This is a genomic window from Burkholderia sp. 22088, from assembly GCF_052045915.1.
GTDB classification, from domain to species: domain Bacteria; phylum Pseudomonadota; class Gammaproteobacteria; order Burkholderiales; family Burkholderiaceae; genus Burkholderia; species Burkholderia cepacia.
The window spans coordinates 301,787-319,120 of sequence record NZ_JBQEPY010000004.1; the positions used below are offsets into that span (position 1 = coordinate 301,787).

14 protein-coding genes and 1 other RNA gene are annotated in these 17,334 nt (G+C 65.9%); 8 read left to right on the top strand and 7 right to left on the bottom strand.

Features of this window, described 5'->3' with window-relative positions; genetic code table 11:
- Positions 1 to 28 precede the first annotated feature (28 nt).
- From serC to gyrA, 3 genes are all read right to left on the bottom strand, one after another.
- Positions 29 to 1,111, bottom strand: coding sequence for a 3-phosphoserine/phosphohydroxythreonine transaminase (gene serC / locus ACTJLD_RS09750; protein WP_027788065.1), 1,083 nt, complete (start codon positions 1,109 to 1,111; stop codon positions 29 to 31).
- 155 nt (positions 1,112 to 1,266) lie between these two features.
- Positions 1,267 to 1,866: a DUF2059 domain-containing protein gene (locus tag ACTJLD_RS09755; protein ID WP_440658619.1), complete on the bottom strand. Its 600-nt coding sequence runs from the start codon at positions 1,864 to 1,866 to the stop codon at positions 1,267 to 1,269.
- 83 nt (positions 1,867 to 1,949) lie between these two features.
- A complete protein-coding gene (gyrA, locus tag ACTJLD_RS09760) occupies positions 1,950 to 4,553 on the bottom strand; it encodes a DNA gyrase subunit A (RefSeq protein ID WP_027788066.1) in 2,604 nt (867 codons plus the stop codon).
- Positions 4,554 to 5,080: 527 nt separating this feature from the next.
- Here gyrA and ompA point away from each other — a divergent pair.
- From ompA to ssrA, 4 genes are all read left to right on the top strand, one after another.
- Positions 5,081 to 5,749 carry an outer membrane protein OmpA gene (gene ompA, locus ACTJLD_RS09765; RefSeq protein ID WP_021157465.1) on the top strand — a complete coding sequence of 223 codons (669 nt, stop codon included), beginning with the start codon at positions 5,081 to 5,083 and terminating at the stop codon, positions 5,747 to 5,749.
- A 154-nt stretch (positions 5,750 to 5,903) separates the two neighbouring features.
- Positions 5,904 to 6,602, top strand: a complete 699-nt coding sequence (gene ubiG / locus ACTJLD_RS09770) for a bifunctional 2-polyprenyl-6-hydroxyphenol methylase/3-demethylubiquinol 3-O-methyltransferase UbiG (RefSeq protein WP_027788067.1) — start codon at positions 5,904 to 5,906, stop codon at positions 6,600 to 6,602.
- A 13-nt stretch (positions 6,603 to 6,615) separates the two neighbouring features.
- Positions 6,616 to 7,332: a phosphoglycolate phosphatase gene (gene gph, locus ACTJLD_RS09775; RefSeq protein WP_175810499.1), complete on the top strand. Its 717-nt coding sequence runs from the start codon at positions 6,616 to 6,618 to the stop codon at positions 7,330 to 7,332.
- A gap of 17 nt (positions 7,333 to 7,349) precedes the next feature.
- Positions 7,350 to 7,719: a transfer-messenger RNA gene (gene ssrA / locus ACTJLD_RS09780) on the top strand.
- Positions 7,720 to 7,988: 269 nt separating this feature from the next.
- Here the strand turns inward: ssrA and ACTJLD_RS09785 are convergent.
- The 3 genes from ACTJLD_RS09785 to ACTJLD_RS09795 all read right to left on the bottom strand — a co-directional run bounded on the left by ACTJLD_RS09785 (position 7,989) and on the right by ACTJLD_RS09795 (position 10,199).
- Positions 7,989 to 8,342 carry a DUF4148 domain-containing protein gene (locus ACTJLD_RS09785; RefSeq protein ID WP_027788069.1) on the bottom strand — a complete coding sequence of 118 codons (354 nt, stop codon included), beginning with the start codon at positions 8,340 to 8,342 and terminating at the stop codon, positions 7,989 to 7,991.
- A gap of 379 nt (positions 8,343 to 8,721) precedes the next feature.
- Positions 8,722 to 8,991 carry a hypothetical protein gene (locus ACTJLD_RS09790; protein ID WP_027788070.1) on the bottom strand — a complete coding sequence of 90 codons (270 nt, stop codon included), beginning with the start codon at positions 8,989 to 8,991 and terminating at the stop codon, positions 8,722 to 8,724.
- A gap of 101 nt (positions 8,992 to 9,092) precedes the next feature.
- Entirely contained in the window at positions 9,093 to 10,199 is a 1,107-nt protein-coding gene (locus ACTJLD_RS09795; protein ID WP_027788071.1) for a substrate-binding domain-containing protein, read from the bottom strand.
- Positions 10,200 to 10,330: 131 nt separating this feature from the next.
- Between ACTJLD_RS09795 and ACTJLD_RS09800 the strand changes: the two genes are divergently transcribed.
- Genes ACTJLD_RS09800 through ACTJLD_RS09815 form a run of 4 tightly spaced genes read left to right on the top strand, consistent with a single transcriptional unit; the run spans position 10,331 to position 15,633 of the window.
- Entirely contained in the window at positions 10,331 to 10,831 is a 501-nt protein-coding gene (locus ACTJLD_RS09800; RefSeq protein WP_440658620.1) for an NAD(P)H-dependent oxidoreductase subunit E, read from the top strand.
- Positions 10,828 to 12,405 (top strand): formate dehydrogenase beta subunit, encoded by a 1,578-nt coding sequence (locus ACTJLD_RS09805; RefSeq protein ID WP_440658621.1) that lies wholly within the window; start codon positions 10,828 to 10,830, stop codon positions 12,403 to 12,405. Before ACTJLD_RS09800 ends, ACTJLD_RS09805 begins: the two co-directional genes overlap by 4 nt.
- Before the next feature lie 17 nt (positions 12,406 to 12,422).
- Entirely contained in the window at positions 12,423 to 15,374 is a 2,952-nt protein-coding gene (fdhF, locus tag ACTJLD_RS09810) for a formate dehydrogenase subunit alpha (protein ID WP_321907175.1), read from the top strand.
- 7 nt (positions 15,375 to 15,381) lie between these two features.
- Positions 15,382 to 15,633, top strand: a complete 252-nt coding sequence (locus ACTJLD_RS09815; RefSeq protein ID WP_027788075.1) for a formate dehydrogenase subunit delta — start codon at positions 15,382 to 15,384, stop codon at positions 15,631 to 15,633.
- 8 nt (positions 15,634 to 15,641) lie between these two features.
- Here the strand turns inward: ACTJLD_RS09815 and ACTJLD_RS09820 are convergent, their stop codons facing one another.
- Positions 15,642 to 17,285: an FAD-dependent monooxygenase gene (locus ACTJLD_RS09820; RefSeq protein WP_440658622.1), complete on the bottom strand. Its 1,644-nt coding sequence runs from the start codon at positions 17,283 to 17,285 to the stop codon at positions 15,642 to 15,644.
- Between the last annotated feature and the right edge of the window lie 49 nt (positions 17,286 to 17,334).

Here is a 17,334-nt window from a genome sequence, read left to right on the forward strand (position 1 = left end):
TTGCCGTGCTGTTTGAACAGCGCCGCCGTCAGGCGCCGCGCTGCTCGAAGTCCTTCATGTACTCGACGAGCGCTTTCACGCCCTCGAGCGGCACCGCGTTGTAGATCGACGCCCGCATACCGCCGACGGACTTGTGGCCCTTCAGCTGCAGCAGCCCGCGCGCCTTTGCGCCGGCAAGGAAGTCTTCGTTGCGCGTTTCGTCGGCCAGGAAAAACGGCACGTTCATTCGCGAACGTGCTGCCGGCTCGACCTTGTTCAGATAGAAACTGCTCGCATCGATCGTGTCATAGAGCAGCTTCGCCTTTTCGATATTGCGGGCCTCGATCGCCTCGAGACCGCCCTGCCGCTTCAGCCACTGGAATACCAGACCCGCGATGTAGATCGCGTAGGTGGGCGGCGTGTTGTACAGCGAGTTGTTCGCGGCGATGGTCTTCCATTCGAACGCGGACGGGCAGATCGACAGCGAGCGGTCGAGCAGGTCCTCGCGCACGATCACGAGCGTCACACCGGCCATCCCGATGTTCTTCTGCGCACCGCCGAACAGCACACCGTACTTCGCGACGTCCATCGGACGCGACAGGATGTGCGACGAGACATCCGCGACCAGCGGCACGTCGCCGAGATCGGGAATCTCGAACGTCTCGACGCCGTCGATCGTCTCGTTGGTGCACAGATGCACGTAGGCCGGATCGTCCGACAGTTGCCATTCGGCGCGCGCGGGTGCACGCGTGAAGCCGTTTTCCGTCTTGCCGGTTGCGGCGAGATGCGGCGTGCCGTATTTCTTCGCTTCGCTGAACGATTTCTGCGACCACGAGCCCGTCACGACGAAGTCGGCCGTCTTGCGCGAGCCGAGCAGGTTCATCGGCACGATCGCGTTTTCGGCGATACCGCCGCCCTGCAGGAACAGGATCCGGTGGCTTGCCGGCACGCCGAGCAGGTCGCGCAGGTCGGTCAGCGCGGCCTCGTGGATCGACATGAACTCCTTGCCGCGATGGCTCATCTCCATCACGCTCATACCGCTGCCGTGCCAGTCGAGCATTTCGTCGGCGGCTTGCCGCAGCACTTCCTCGGGCATCGCCGCAGGGCCGGCGGAGAAATTAAAGACGCGCATCGTGAAAACCTCGGAGGGACGCGACCGGCTCGCCGCCGGCAGAACGCGCCAGAAAAGAAATGGCCGCTTGCGCTCGCGCGCAAACGGCCATTATCGCACTGTCGTCAGGCTCCCGCCAAACCCGGCCGAACGGCCGGTGGCGTGCCCGGACGGCTTTACTTGCCCGGCTTGACTGCTGCGACTTCCTTGTCAGCCTGCGTACGCGTTGCCTGGATCGCTTGCGGCATGTACTTCTGCATCAGGCCGTTGACCACGTCGCGACCGACCTGATCCTGAACCTGGATGAACTTGCGGCCCGTCGGGCTCTTGTAGAACGTCGTCAGATCCTTGATCTCCGACGTGCTGTAGTACCTCGCGTAGGCGTCGTACTGAGCCGACATCGCGTCGTTCTGGAACTGTTGCGTACCGAACACCTTGCCTGCGCCGTCGACCAGCTTCGGCACCGCGTTCTTCTGCAGCGTCGGAACGGCAGCTTGCTTCTGCTTGTCGTTCAGCGTCTTGTTTTCCGACAGCGCGTCCGACAGGATTGCCGGCACGAGTTGCTTGGCCTGCATTTCGGCGCTGTTGCCGATTGCCGACACGAGCTTCGGCGCGTCGATCGCGTCGAGCAGATCCTTGATCGCAGCCTTCTTGTCGGCGTCGATCGGCGCAGCTGCCGCGGCAGGCGCCGGTGCGGAATTCGACAGCGCTTGCGCCATCGCGAACGTCGGCACCAGTGCAGCCAGCAGGACCAGTTGCTTGAATTGCTTTTGCATCATCACTCCCTTTTGGAAATATGAATGGTTGCTCGCCGGCCGCGGCGCTTCACGCCCGCGGCGGCCAGAGTCTCATCCGTTCTTCAGGCTTCGCCGTCCGACGCCTCGTCGGCCTCGCCATCGCCCTCTTCAGCCTCCGCGATCTGCTGCAGGCCGGAGAGCTTGGTACCCTCATCGAGACTGATGAGTGTAACACCTTGCGTGGCACGCCCCATCTCGCGAATCTCCGAGACACGGGTGCGAATCAACACGCCGGCCGTCGTGATCAGCATGATCTGATCTTCGGCGTCGACGAGCGTGGCAGCCACGACCTTGCCGTTACGCTCCGACGTCTGGATCGCGATCATACCCTTCGTGCCGCGGCCGTGACGCGTGTACTCGGTGATCGGCGTACGCTTGCCGTAGCCGTTCTCGGTCGCGGTGAGCACCGTCTGCTCCTCGCTGCCGGCAACCAGCATCGCGATGACCTGCTGCCCGTCCTCGAGCTGCATGCCGCGCACGCCTCGCGCTTCACGCCCCATCGGACGCACGTCGTTCTCGTCGAAGCGCACGGCCTTGCCGGAATCGGAGAACAGCATCACGTCGTGCGCACCGTCGGTGATCGACGCGCCGATCAGGTAGTCGCCCTCGTCGAGGCCGACCGCGATGATGCCCTTCTTCATCGGACGGCTGAATGCCTCGAGCGGCGTCTTCTTCACGGTGCCGAGCGACGTCGCCATGAAGATGAACTTGTCGGCCGAGAACTCCTTGACCGGCAGCACGACGTTGATCTTCTCGCCTTCCTGCAGCGGGAACATGTTGACGATCGGGCGGCCGCGCGAGTTGCGCGACCCCTGCGGCACTTCATAGACCTTGACCCAGTACACGCGGCCGCGGTTCGAGAAGCACAGGATATAGTCGTGCGTGTTCGCGATGAACAGCGTCTCGATCCAGTCGTCTTCCTTCATCTGCGTCGCCTGCTTGCCGCGGCCGCCGCGCTTCTGCGCGCGGTACTCGGACAGCGGCTGCGACTTCACGTAGCCCGCGTGCGACATCGTGACGACCATGTCCTGCGGCGTGATCAGATCCTCGGTGTTCAGCTCGGTCGCGTTCAGCTCGATCTTCGAGCGGCGCGCGTCGCCGAATTCGGCCTTCACCGAGGTCAGCTCCTCGCCGATCATCGTCGTGATCCGCTCGGGGCGTGCGAGGATGTCCAGCAGGTCGGCGATCTGCGCCATCACTTCGCGGTACTCGCCGATGATCTTGTCCTGCTCGAGGCCGGTCAGACGCTGCAGGCGCATCTGCAGGATTTCCTGGGCCTGCGTGTCGGACAGGCGGTACAGCCCGTCGCTCTGCATGCCGAACGCCGGGTTCAGGCCTTCCGGGCGGTACGCGGAGCGGCCGCCGGCCGCCGCGTTCTCGCTCTCGGCGCGCGTGAGCATCTCGCGCACGAGCGACGAATCCCACGGCTTCGCCATCAACTCCGCCTTCGCGATCGGCGGCGTCGGCGCTGCCTTGATGATCGCGATGAACTCGTCGATGTTGGCGAGCGCGACCGCGAGACCTTCGAGCACATGGCCACGTTCACGGGCCTTGCGCAGTTCGTAGATCGTGCGGCGCGTCAGCACTTCGCGTCGGTGCGACAGGAAGCACTGCAGGATTTCCTTCAGGTTCAGCAGCTTCGGCTGGCCGTCGACCAGCGCGACCATGTTCATGCCGAACGTATCCTGGAGCTGCGTCGCCTTGTACAGGTTGTTCAGCACCACTTCCGGAACTTCACCGCGCTTGAGCTCGATCACGACGCGCATGCCGCTCTTGTCGGACTCGTCGCGGATGTCGGAGATGCCTTCGAGCTTCTTCTCGTTGACGAGTTCGGCGATCCGCTCGAGCAGCGAGCGTTTGTTCACCTGGTACGGCAGCTCGTCGACGATGATCGCCATCCGCTGGCCGCGGTCGATCTCCTCGAAGTGCGTGGCCGCGCGCATCACGACGCGACCGCGCCCGGTGCGGTAGCCGTCGCGCACGCCGGCGACGCCGTAGATGATGCCGGCCGTCGGGAAATCCGGCGCCGGGATGATCTCGATCAGCTCGTCGATCGTCGCTTCCGGGTTACCCAGCAGATGCTGGCACGCGTCGACGACTTCGTTCAGGTTGTGCGGCGGGATGTTGGTCGCCATACCGACCGCGATGCCCGACGAGCCGTTGATCAGCAGGTTCGGGATGCGCGACGGCAGGACCGACGGCTGCATTTCGTTGCCGTCGTAGTTCGGCTCGAAATCGACCGTTTCCTTGTCGATGTCGGCGAGCAGCTCGTGACCGATCTTCGCCATGCGAATTTCGGTGTAACGCATCGCCGCGGCATTGTCGCCGTCGATCGAGCCGAAGTTGCCCTGCCCGTCGATCAGCATGTAGCGCAGCGAGAAGTCCTGCGCCATCCGCACGATCGTGTCGTACACCGCGGTGTCGCCGTGAGGATGGTACTTACCGATCACGTCACCGACGATACGCGCCGACTTCTTGTACGCGCGGTTCCAGTCGTTGTTCAGTTCGTGCATCGCGAACAACACGCGCCGATGCACGGGCTTCAAGCCATCGCGGACATCCGGGAGGGCACGTCCGACGATCACGCTCATCGCGTAATCGAGATACGAACGGCGCATTTCCTCCTCTAGGGAGGTGGGCAGGGTCTCTTTGGCGAATTGATCCATGTATCCGTATCGTTTCGGAGCGAAGACGGCGAACGCCTTTCGCGTGGGCGCTGCATGCGCAACGCAACGCGAGATTCTAACATGCGCCCATCAGCCGCCAATTCGCCGCCCCCTCTATATATAAATAGCGAAAATCGCGGCCACGTCGATTCGACCGAAATCGCACGCGACTCGACGCCGCAGGCGATCCCGTCACACTTGTTTCATGCGCACGAGTAAACAACCACGCACATTCGCGCAATTTCGCCGACACACTCTTGACAATCTCTAAAAGTTGCGGCAGGGCGGTGTTGCGCATGCACCACAAAGTTGAAGCGATCTTAGGGTGGGGAGGATTTTTTTTCGTAGGAAGGGAACGATATGGCAAAATGCCAACGCACTGAAAGTTAGACGCTGCTCGAAGTCTACACAGAGCGGTGCCGCGTTTTTTGTGCCGCACCAATGTTATACTTCGAGCAATGTATGACTTGTCACCGTCAACAGGCTCGCAGTAAACCTGCGGTAATCTCAATTTCGAGAGGAGAAATATGAATAAACTTTCAAAGCTCGCGTTCATTGCAGCTACCGCAGTTATGGCTGCATCCGCTTCGGCACAGTCGGTGCCGGCGTCGCGTCAAGCCGTCAATGACAACTGGGTGAACGGCACGGGCGAATGGGTGTGGATGAACGGCACGAACGAGCTCTGCTGGCGCGATGCGTTCTGGACGCCGGCCACCGCCAACGCGAAGTGCGATGGCGCACTGGTCGCCCAGGCACCGCAGCCGCCGGTCGCTCCGGTCGCTCCGGCTATCTCGAGCCAGAAGATCACGTATCAAGCTGACGCACTGTTCGACTTCGACAAGGCAACGCTCAAGCCGCTGGGCAAGCAAAAGCTGGACGAACTGGCTTCGAAGATCGAAGGCATGAACACGGAAGTGGTCGTCGCAACGGGCTACACGGACCGCATCGGTTCGGACAAGTACAACGACCGTCTGTCGCTGCGCCGTGCGCAAGCCGTGAAGTCGTACCTGGTCAGCAAGGGTGTGCCGGCCAACAAGATCTACACGGAAGGCAAGGGCAAGCGCAACCCGGTCACGACGGGCTGCAACCAGAAGAACCGCAAGCAACTCATCGCCTGCCTCGCACCGGATCGCCGCGTGGAAGTCGAAGTGGTTGGTACGCAAGAAGTCCAGAAGACGACCGTTCCGGCAAACTAAGCCGCGGTTTTCGACTGCTTCAAAGCCCCGCCCCGGCGGGGCTTTTTCTTTGACGCCCGTCCAGGCGCCTGCCGCTTCGCCGCTCGTCCGCTTCTTATATACTCGGGGCTGACGAATCGCAGTACCGCCCTCCTCTCGTAGCCCGTTTGCCGACATGACCAACGCCGATCCGCACGAACTCCAGAAATTCAGCGACCTCGCCCATCGGTGGTGGGATCCGAACGCCGAATTCAAGCCGCTGCACGACCTGAACCCGGTCCGCCTCGGCTGGATCGATGCGCATGCGCACCTCGCCGGCAAGCGTGCACTCGACGTCGGCTGCGGCGGCGGCATCCTGTCCGAATCGATGGCCGGACTCGGCGCACAGGTGAAAGGTATCGACCTGTCGACCGAAGCGCTCGGCGTCGCCGACCTGCACAGCCTCGAAAGCGGCATCACTGTCGACTATGAAGCCATCGCAGCGGAAGCGATCGCCGCGCGTGAACCGGGCACCTATGATGTCGTCACGTGCATGGAGATGCTCGAGCACGTGCCGTCTCCCGGCGATGTCGTCGCCGCGTGTGCGACGCTCGTGAAGCCGGGTGGCTGGGTGTTCTTCTCGACGCTGAACCGCAACCTGAAGGCCTACCTGTTCGCCGTGATCGGCGCGGAGTACATCGCGCAAATGCTGCCGAAGGGCACGCACGACTACGCGCGCTTCATCCGCCCATCGGAACTGGCCGGCTTCGTGCGTGCGACGGATCTGCACATCGTGGAGATCAAGGGCATCACGTATCACCCGATCGGCAAGCGCTTCGCGCTGTCGAACGACACCGACATCAACTACCTCGTCGCGTGCCGCCGCGGCGCATGACCCTCCACCCTGCATGACGACTCCCCTCTCGACCGCGCGGGCTACACTCGACGAACCGCGCCTGCTGCACTGCGATGCCGTGCTGTTCGACTTGGACGGCACGCTCGCCGACACGGCCCCCGATCTCGCGGCGGCCGTCAACAAGATGCAACGCGTGCGCGACCTGCCCGAAACACCGCTCGACGTGCTGCGGCCGCTGGCCTCGGCCGGCGCGCGAGGCCTGCTCGGCGGCGCGTTCGGCATCGATCCGCACACACCCGGATACGAAGCGATGCGCGACGAGTTCCTGGCCAACTATGCGACGGATCTGTGTGTGCATACGACGCTGTTCCCCGGCATCGGCGACGTGCTCGACGAACTCGATGCACGCGGTGTGCGCTGGGGGATCGTCACGAACAAGGTGATGCGGCTCACGGCGCCGCTCGTCGAGTTGCTCGGTCTCGCGCCACGCGCGGCCTGCGTCGTCGGGGGCGACACAACGCCGCACCCGAAGCCGCATCCGGCCCCGCTGCTGCATGCGGCCGACCAGTTGACGCTCGCGCCCGCACGCATCGTCTACGTCGGCGACGATCTGCGCGACATTCAGGCCGGCAGCGCCGCCGGCATGGCGACGATCGCGGCCGCGTACGGCTACTGCGGCGACGGCGCCGCACCGGCCGACTGGCAAGCGCAACATCTCGTCGACACGACACTGCAACTGCGCGAACTGCTGCGCGATGTTGGGCTATAATGATCGATCTTATCCGCGGGGGCGACCTGGTTTCGACAGGGGTTGTGAAGCGGCTAGGGCATGTCGAGGACCCGTCACCTCGTTAATCAATGGGAAAATCGTAACTGCAAACGACGATACGTTCGCACTGGCAGCCTAAGGGCCGCCGTCCTCTGCCTAGTTCACTGACGGGCTAGTGTCGCAAGACCGGTAGCAATACCGCCAGAGGTCATTTACGTCAGTTAAGCCCTGTCGGCGTCGCGACGCCAGGGTCGAAAACCTAGCGAATCGCCGTAGTGCAGCGTGTTCGTCCGCGTCGCTGCGGTTAAATCAAATGACTGAACTAAACATGTAGAACTAGTCGTGGAGCGCTTCTGGACGCGGGTTCGATTCCCGCCGCCTCCACCAAATTCCGCGCTCGTCGCACGAACCCCGCATGACGCAAGTCTGCGGGGTTTTTTGTTGCCGCCGAAACGCATGCACCCTTCCCCTTCCGAAAAAGCGCCCAGCCACGGACGGGCCGGGCGGAATGCCACCGGTATTCCGGCGACAGGAGGTGACGGATGTCCTGCCGCGCCCGCACAATCATCGATCGCGCCAGGCGGCGGCCGGCCCGGGTGCCGCAGCGTCGGACGCGTCGTCGCACCAGCACTCACGCACACCGGGCGATGTGCGGCTTAGCTGCCGCGATACAGCGACTTCATTTCTTCAGCGGTGGCCGGGCGCACGCCCATTGCACGCGAACCCGATGCCGACGCCCCCTGCGCCTGTGCGCCGTAACCGCTGGCGTCGGCGCCTTGCGCTTGCGCCATCGCGCTGCGCTGTTGCTCGGCAACACGCGCCGTTGCGGCCTGGATCGCTTCCGGATAATGCGGATCTTCGCCGCGAGCGGAGTTGTAACCTGCCTGCTGCAACTGGACCAGTTCGGCGCGAACCTGCGCGCGGGTGATCGTCGAACCCGACTGGGCAAACGACACGACCGGGGCAACGAGAGCGGCAGCAACGACAACAGCTTGAACGAGCGACTTCATGATGACCTACCTCCAGATTTGTCTGTGTTCGCGGTGAACACCTTGTTCATCGCTGACAACCCGAAGTTTATGTAGGCGGATGCTTAAGAATAAGGCAGGTTTCTGAAAGACATCCTTCCTGATTTACGGGTTAACCCTAGATCCCCCATCAGGCCGACGATGCGCGCATGCAGGCATCGCCCGACACCGAATCGCATGAAGATTCCGCCGGAAAGCAAAAGCCCCGCGAAGCGGCGACACTTCGCGGGGCTCGGACAGAACCGGAATCCCACGAGACTCCGGCAGTCGCCGGTCAACCAGCCAGGCCAGTACGTGGACGCAACGCCCGTCAAGCGAACCGGCGCCGCATGACCCTTGCGGACGTGCTCCGTCCGCCCGGTTACTGGCTATCCATCGGGCACTTCAGGTTGCAGCCGTTCGGATCGCCCAAGTCGCCCTTGCGGCGCAAGGCCGACTTCTTGCCGCTCTGGTATTTCTGCGACGGCGTCGACGCTGCGAACGGCATCTGCGGATGCTCGTTCAGGCGAAACTGTTCGCTCAGGATACCGCCAGGCACACCGGGGGAATTCTGCGCGAGCGCAAACGGCGAAACAGCGGCCAGCAGCCCCGCGGTCAACGCTGCCGCGGCGAGGGGAACGGAAAATTTCATGGCGGGATGACGCTTGAACGGCGTACTTGTTGGAACGTTGGTCAAGCGGCAAGCGTAGCGCAAATCCCCCGCTGCTGCAGCGCGGTTCGATCGCGCGCGCGTTACCGCGAATTGCCGCCCGGCACGCTCGCGCCGTCGCCGCCGGCCAGCCCCGTCGCGATGCTCGTCAACGTTCCGCACGCAGCCGGATCGTAGCCGTCGAGATGCGCGACGCGCTCGACGAAGCGCGCGTCGCGCAGCAGCGCCAGTACACCGGCAAGCGGCCGCGCGTCGAGCCGCGCGCGTTCGCACGCGAAGTAATAGTCCTCGTCGACGACCGGGATGAAATCGAGCCCGAAATGATGGGCGGCAGGTTCGACGCCGAAGCCGAGATCGGCCATCCCGCTCGCGACGAACGCCGCGATAGCCGAATGCGTGAGCTCGGCCGACGCGTAGCCGTCGATGCGCTCGGGATCAATGCCGATCGCGCGCAGCGCGAGGTCCAGAAGCATGCGCGTGCCCGACCCCGGCTGGCGGTTGACGAAGCGGATGTCATTGCGCGCGAGATCCGCGAGGCCGCGAACCTGCTTCGGGTTGCCGCGCGGGACGAACAGCCCCTGCTGGCGCCGAGTCAGGTGGATCAGCACATGGCGCGTATCGTCGAGCCACGGCCGGTAGATTTGCGCGCACTGCGCACGAAACGCACCGCGCGGCAGATGGAAGCCCGCCAGGTCGCACTCGCCGCGGGCAAGCGCCTGCACGGCCTCGACGCTCTCGCGATACTTGATGTCGACAGCCGCCTGCGCATCGACGAGCGCGGATACGAGCGTCGCGACCGCGTAGCCGTGCGACGCATGAATGCGCACGGCGCCGTCGCGCTGCGCGAGCCGCCGGTTCAGGTCGCTCGCCACCTCGGCCGCCAGCGTCCGCAGGTTACCGTCGAGCCGGCTGCGCGCGAGGCGCTGCGCATCGACAACCGCCTGCCCGAGCGCCGACAGCGTCGAGCCCTTGCCGCGCGCGGTTTCGATCAGTTCCCCGCCGATGCACGCCTCCAGCGCGCGCAGCATGCCCCACGCGTGCCGGTAGGACAGCCCTTTCGCGTGCGCGGCCTGCGCGATGCTGCCCGTGTCGGCCACGAGTTCCAGCAACGGCGCGACATCCGACAGGCTGGCCGCACGGCCTTCCGTGTCGCGTACGGTCAGATACGCGTCGCATTCGATTCGAACCAATTATGCACTCCGATTTCCTATTGCGACCGCCAAATCTTCCGCTTATCGTTGTTCAAAATCAATCAGAACGAAGTCGAAGTGCGCACTATATGAATTTGGAGCGCATATGAGATTTTGGAGGAGCACAACCGATGTCCCCGAATTCCGAAGCGCCCGACGCGCTCGTCGAGCGCCATGCGCGCGCCGGCCGGTCGCTCGTGGCGATCCTGCACGCGATCCAGGACGACGCGGGCTACGTGCCGCCGGGCTGCGTCGCGCCGCTCGCCAGGGCGCTCAACCTGTCGCGCGCGGAAGTGCACGGCGTACTGACTTACTACCACCACTTCCGCACCGCGCCGCCCGCCCGCGTGACGATCCAGATGTGCCGTGCCGAAGCGTGCAGCAGCATGGGCTGCGAAGCGCTGGCCGCGCATGCGGAAGCCCGCACGGGTTGCCGGTTCGACGCGGCGCACGGCGATGTCGCGAACGCGCACGCGCCCGGCGACGTCGCGCTCGAATCGGTCTACTGCCTCGGACTGTGTGCGCAATCGCCGTCGCTGACGGTCAACGGCGTGCTGCACGCGAAGGTCACGCCGGAGAAATTCGACGCGCTGCTTGCCGAGGCGGTCGCCCATACCCCGGAGGCCGCATGACGACCCGCATCTACGTTCCGCGCGATTCGTCCGCACTGGCACTCGGCGCCGACGCGCTCGCCGCCGCCATCACGGCGGAAGCGCAGCGGCGCGGCGTCGCCGTCGATCTGGTCCGCAACGGTTCGCGCGGGCTGCTGTGGCTCGAGCCGCTCGTCGAGGTCGGCACGGCCGCCGGCCGCGTCGGTTATGCGAACCTGTCGGCCGCCGACGTGCCGGCTCTGTTCGACGCAAACTGGCTCGACGGCGGCACGCATCCGAGCGGCGTCGGCCTCGTCGACGCATTGCCCTATCTCGCGCGCCAGCAACGCCTCACGTTCGCCCGCATCGGCCTGACCGATCCGCTGTCGATCGACGACTACCTGCAATACGAAGGCCTCGCCGGCCTGAAGAACGCGCTCGCGCTCGACGGCGACGCCGCGTGCGAAACGCTGATCGAATCGGGGTTGCGCGGCCGCGGTGGTGCCGCGTTCCCGGCCGGCATCAAATGGCGCACGGTCCGGCAAGCCAGCGCCACGCAGAAATACATCGTCTGCAACGCAGACGAAGGCGATTCGGGCACGTTCTCCGACCGCCTGCTGATGGAGTGCGATCCGTACTGCCTGATCGAAGGGATGATCATCGCGGGCGTCGCGACCGGCGCGACGGTCGGCTACATCTACGTGCGCAGCGAATACCCGCATGCAATCGCCACGCTCGAAGCCGCGATCGTCCGTGCACGCGAAGCCGGCTGGCTCGGCGAGCACGTGCTCGGCTCCGTGCATGCGTTCGAGCTGCACGTCGCGAAAGGCGCGGGCTCGTACGTGTGCGGCGAGGAAACGGCGCTGCTCGAATCGCTCGAAGGCAAGCGCGGCGTCGTGCGGGCGAAACCTCCGCTGCCCGCGCTCGCGGGCCTGTACGGCCAGCCGACCGTCATCAACAACGTGATCACGCTCGCGACGGCACCCGTGATCTTCGCGCGCGGCGCCGCGTTCTATCGCGACTACGGGATGGGCCGCTCACGCGGCACGCTGCCGTTCCAGCTCGCGGGCAACATCCGCCACGGCGGCCTCGTCGAGCTCGCGTTCGGCGTAACGCTGCGCGAGCTGCTGTTCGATTTCGGCGGCGGCACGGCAAGCGGCCGGCCCGCGCGCGCCGCCCAGGTCGGCGGCCCGCTCGGCACCTACCTGCCCGACCACCAGTGGGACGTGCCGCTCGACTACGAAGCGTACACGGCGATCGGCGCGGTCGTCGGGCACGGCGGCATCGTGCTCCACGACGATACGTCGAACCTCGCCGAGCTGGCCGAATACGCGATGAAGTTCTGCGCGATCGAGTCGTGCGGCAAGTGCACGCCGTGCCGGATCGGTTCGACACGTGGCGTCGAGACGATCGCGCGCATCCGCCACGGCGACACGTCGGAGCGGCAGGTCACGCTGCTGCGCGACCTGTGCGACACGATGCTGGCCGGTTCGCTGTGCGCAATGGGCGGCATGACACCCTATCCGGTGCTGTCCGCGCTCGACCATTTCCCCGAAGATTTCGGGCTCGCCGCCGGCAAGGACGCCGCGTCGGGTCCGGTCAAGGCTGCGGCCTGACCCAGAAGGAGCCCTGCATGTCCCTCGACACGAACAACGTCCGCCAAGGCGGCTGCGGCTCGGGCCAATGCGCGTGCAAGAGCGCCGCGCAAGCGCGTGCCCGCGACCCGTTCGACGATACCGACTACGGCACGCCGCAACGGCATGCCGATACCGACGTCACGCTCGAAATCGACGGCCAGCCGGTCACCGTGCCGGCCGGCACGTCGGTGATGCGCGCGGCGATCGAAGCCGGCGTCAACGTCCCGAAGCTCTGCGCGACCGATTCGCTCGAACCGTTCGGCTCGTGCCGGCTGTGCCTCGTCGAGATCGAAGGCCGGCGCGGTTATCCCGCCTCGTGCACGACGCCGGCCGAAGCGGGCATGAAGGTGCGCACGCAGTCGGACCGGCTGCAGTCGCTGCGCCGCAACGTGATGGAGCTGTACATCTCCGACCATCCGCTCGACTGCCTCACCTGCCCCGCCAACGGCGACTGCGAGTTGCAGGACATGGCGGGCGTCGTCGGGCTGCGCGAAGTGCGCTACGGCTTCGACGGCGCGAATCACCTGAAAGACCGCAAGGACGAGTCGAACCCGTACTTCACGTACGACCCGTCGAAATGCATCGTCTGCAACCGCTGCGTGCGCGCCTGCGAGGAAACGCAAGGCACGTTCGCGCTGACGATCGCCGCACGCGGCTTCGAATCGCGCGTCGCCGCCGGCGAAAGCGAATCGTTCATGGCGTCGGAATGCGTATCGTGCGGCGCATGCGTCGCCGCCTGCCCGACCGCCACGCTGCAGGAAAAATCGGTCGTGCAACTCGGGCAGGCGGAACACTCCGTCGTCACGACCTGCGCGTACTGCGGCGTCGGCTGCTCGTTCAAGGCCGAGATGAAGGGCACGCAGGTCGTGCGCATGACGCCGCACAAGAACGGCCTCGCCAACGAAGGCCATGCGTGCGTGAAGGGACGCTTCGCATGGGGCTACGCGACGCACAAGGACCGCATCACGAAGCCGATGATCCGCGAGAAGATCACCGACCCGTGGCGCGAAGTCAGCTGGGACGAAGCGCTCACCTACGCGGCAACGCAATTCCGCAAGCTGCAGCAGAAGTACGGCCGCGACTCGATCGGCGGCATCACGTCGTCGCGCTGCACGAACGAGGAAACCTACCTCGTGCAGAAACTGGTGCGCGCCGCATTCGGCAACAACAACGTCGACACCTGCGCACGCGTGTGCCACTCGCCGACGGGCTACGGCCTCAAGACGACGCTCGGCGAATCGGCCGGCACGCAGACGTTCGCCTCGGTCGGCCAGGCCGACGTGATCGTCGTGATGGGCGCGAACCCGACCGACGGGCACCCGGTGTTCGGCTCGCGGCTGAAGCGGCGCGTGCGCGAGGGTGCGAAGCTGATCGTGATCGACCCGCGCCGCATCGACGTCGTCGACGGCCCGCACGTGAAGGCCACCCACCATCTGCAGCTGCGCCCCGGCACCAACGTCGCGATCGTCAACGCACTCGCGCACGTGATCGTCACGGAGGGGCTCGTCGACGACGCGTTCGTCGCCGAGCGCTGCGAGACGCGCGCATTCGAGCAGTGGCGCGAATTCGTATCGCGTGCCGACAACTCTCCCGAGGCGACCGCCGACGTGACGGGCGTGCCGGCGGAACGGGTCCGTGAAGCCGCGCGCCTCTATGCGACGGGCGGCAATGCCGCGATCTACTACGGGCTGGGCGTGACCGAGCACGCGCAGGGCTCGACGACGGTGATGGGCATCGCGAACCTCGCGATGGCGACCGGCAACGTCGGCCGCGAAGGCGTCGGCGTCAATCCGCTGCGCGGCCAGAACAACGTGCAGGGTTCGTGCGACATGGGCTCGTTCCCGCACGAGCTGCCCGGCTACCGGCACATCAGCGACACGATCGTGCGCACGCAGTTCGAACAGGCGTGGTCGGCCACGCTGCAACCCGAACCGGGGCTGCGCATCCCGAACATGTTCGACGCGGCGCTCGACGGCAGCTTCAAGGGGCTCTACTGCCAGGGCGAGGACATCGTCCAGTCGGACCCGAATACGCAGCACGTCGCGGCCGCACTGTCGGCCATGGAATGCATCGTCGTGCAGGACATCTTCCTGAACGAGACCGCGAAATACGCGCACGTGCTGCTGCCTGGCTCGTCGTTCCTCGAGAAGGACGGCACGTTCACGAACGCGGAACGCCGCATCTCGCGCGTGCGCAAGGTGATGCCGCCGCTCGCGGGCTACGCGGACTGGGAAGTCACCCTGATGCTGTCGCGCGCGCTCGGCTACGAGATGGACTATGCGCATCCGTCGGAAATCATGGACGAGATCGCGCGACTCACGCCGACGTTCTCGGGCGTGTCGTACGCGAAGCTCGACGCGCTCGGCAGCATCCAGTGGCCGTGCAACGAGCACGCACCGGAAGGCACGCCGACGATGCACATCGACGCCTTCGTGCGCGGCAAGGGCAAGTTCGTGATCACGCAGTTCATCGCGTCGCCGGAGAAGGTCACGCAGCGTTATCCGCTGATCCTGACGACGGGTCGCATCCTGTCGCAATACAACGTCGGCGCGCAGACGCGCCGCACCGAGAACGTCCGCTGGCACGAGGAGGACCGCCTCGAGATCCATCCGCACGACGCGCAGGATCGCGGGATCCGCAGCGGCGACTGGGTCGGCATCGAGTCGCGCGCGGGGCAGACGGTGCTGCGCGCGCTCGTGACCGAACGCATGCAGCCGGGCGTCGTCTATACGACGTTCCACTTCCCCGAATCGGGTGCGAACGTGATCACGACGGACAGCTCGGACTGGGCGACGAACTGCCCCGAGTACAAGGTGACGGCCGTCCAGGTGCTACCCGTCGCGCAGCCGTCCGACTGGCAGAAAGCCTACGCACGCTTCAACGCCGAGCAGCTCGATCTGCTCGAGCGCCGTGCGGCCGCGACCGCCGGCGAGACCACGGGCAAGTGAGGAAGCGATGGACAACGGACACCTGATCGACATGGCCAACCAGATCGGCGCATTCTTCGAATCGATGCCCGATCGCGACGAGGCGCTGGCCGGCATCGCCGACCATATCCGGCGCTTCTGGGAGCCGCGGATGCGCCGCGCGCTTCTCGCGGCGCTCGACGATCCGTCATGCGAGGCTGCGCAACGCGCGGCACCGATCGTGCGCGACGCGATCGCCGCGCACCGCGCATCCCTCGTGCCTGCCGCGGCAAAGGCCTGACCGCCCCGCTACGCGGGCCGCGACATGCCCGCGAACCAGCTTTCGCAGTGGCGCAGCAACGCGTTCGCGTCGGTCGCCGTGCGCCCGCGCGCGGCCACGTAACCGTCGGGCCGGAGCAGATAAAACGACGGCCGCGAGCGGCCGTATTCCTGCGCAAGCCCGGCATCCCCGCCTTCGGCATCGGTGACGCGCCAGACGCGCACCGCGTCCGGCATGATCCGTTCGAGCCCCTGCGCGAGCACCTGCGCATCGGCCGGTATCGGCGGCAACGCGCCGGTGTCGGCATCCGGCGGCTCTTCCAGCAGCAGCAACGTGAAGCTCGCCGGATCGTGCAGGTCGTATAGCCGCGCCGTGCCGGGCGCCTGACCGAGCGGCCCGTCGACCACGCGTACGTACGCATCGGGTGCCCGCTCACCTGCGCGCGGCCCGCCGTCGAGCACGCGCTCCAGCGTGAGCGGACTCTTCCGGTACTGCACGCCGAGTTCGCTGACCGTACGCCGCACGGCGTCGCGCATCGGCCCGAACGACGCCAGCAGCGGCACGACATGATCGCGCAGCAGCTTCATCGCGCCGCGCTCGGCTTCGACGACTTGCGTGACGAAACCGGTCTGCCGCAACACGTCGCGCTCGATCGGATGACGTTCCGCGTGATACGTGTCGAGAAGCCGTTCGGGCGTGCCCGCGCCGAGCACGCGCGCGAGCTTCCAGCCAAGATTGAACGCTTCCTGGATGCCGGTGTTCATGCCCTGCGCCCCGGCCGGGCTGTGGACGTGCGCGGCGTCGCCCGCGAAGAACACGCGGCCGTGACGCAGCCGGTCGACCATCCGGCTGTGCAGGTGAAAATAGGACGACCACGCGAGATCGCTCGGCGAGATCGACGCGCCGGCACGGGCACGCACGATCGCGTCGCATTCCGCGAGCGACGGGACCGGCGCATCGGACGACGCGTCGCTGCCGGGCGGCCGGTCGGCCACGAGCCGGTAACGGCCGCCCCCCATCGGAAACAGGCCGGCCATGCCTTCGGGTGTCGCGAACAGGTGGATCTCTTCGTCCGGCCAGTCGGGTATCGCCGCGAAATCGGCGAGCAGGAACGTCTGCTCGAACGCCTGCCCGGTGAAGCCCAGGCCGAGCAGATGCCTGACCGTGCTGTGCGCGCCGTCGGCGGCGATCAGGTACGACGGCGCGAACGATTCGTCACGACCGTCGGTGCGGCGGATCGACACGTCGAGCGACGCGCCGCCCGCATCGCATGCGGTCAGCGTCGCGCCGCGCTCGACCGTCACGCCGAGCCGGGCCAGATGCTCGGCGAGCAGGCGCTCGGTGACGGTCTGGTCGAGAAACAGCAGGTACGGATAGCGCGTGTGCAGCGGATCGAAATCGAGCCGCGCGATCACGCGGCCGTCGGCATGGAGCGCGGCTGCATGCGCACGATGGCCGAGCGCGAGAAACGGTTCGACCGCGCGATGCTGCTCCAGCAGTTCGAGCGTGCGCGCCTGAATGCCGATCGCGCGCGAATGCGGCGCGGGCGCGGCAAGCCGATCGATGATGCGCACCGGCACGCGGGCTCGCGCGAGGCTCATCGCCGCGGCAAGGCCGGTCGGCCCCGCACCGACGATCAGCACGGGCCGGATATCGGGCAGTGTGTCAGCCATGAGAACCTCGATGACACGCGATCCTGCAAGTCTACGCCGCTCCACGTGA

Coding starts and splice junctions, on each gene's coding strand:
- serC (WP_027788065.1), bottom strand. CDS start 1,111: ATGCGCGTCTTTAATTTCTCCGCCGGCCCTGCGGCGATGCCCGAGGAA.
- ACTJLD_RS09785 (WP_027788069.1), bottom strand. CDS start 8,342: ATGAAGTCGCTCGTTCAAGCTGTTGTCGTTGCTGCCGCTCTCGTTGCC.
- ompA (WP_021157465.1), top strand. CDS start 5,081: ATGAATAAACTTTCAAAGCTCGCGTTCATTGCAGCTACCGCAGTTATG.
- gyrA (WP_027788066.1), bottom strand. CDS start 4,553: ATGGATCAATTCGCCAAAGAGACCCTGCCCACCTCCCTAGAGGAGGAA.
- ACTJLD_RS09755 (WP_440658619.1), bottom strand. CDS start 1,866: ATGCAAAAGCAATTCAAGCAACTGGTCCTGCTGGCTGCACTGGTGCCG.
- fdhF (WP_321907175.1), top strand. CDS start 12,423: ATGTCCCTCGACACGAACAACGTCCGCCAAGGCGGCTGCGGCTCGGGC.
- ACTJLD_RS09790 (WP_027788070.1), bottom strand. CDS start 8,991: ATGAAATTTTCCGTTCCCCTCGCCGCGGCAGCGTTGACCGCGGGGCTG.
- ACTJLD_RS09805 (WP_440658621.1), top strand. CDS start 10,828: ATGACGACCCGCATCTACGTTCCGCGCGATTCGTCCGCACTGGCACTC.
- ACTJLD_RS09800 (WP_440658620.1), top strand. CDS start 10,331: ATGTCCCCGAATTCCGAAGCGCCCGACGCGCTCGTCGAGCGCCATGCG.
- ubiG (WP_027788067.1), top strand. CDS start 5,904: ATGACCAACGCCGATCCGCACGAACTCCAGAAATTCAGCGACCTCGCC.
- ACTJLD_RS09815 (WP_027788075.1), top strand. CDS start 15,382: ATGGACAACGGACACCTGATCGACATGGCCAACCAGATCGGCGCATTC.
- ACTJLD_RS09820 (WP_440658622.1), bottom strand. CDS start 17,285: ATGGCTGACACACTGCCCGATATCCGGCCCGTGCTGATCGTCGGTGCG.
- gph (WP_175810499.1), top strand. CDS start 6,616: ATGACGACTCCCCTCTCGACCGCGCGGGCTACACTCGACGAACCGCGC.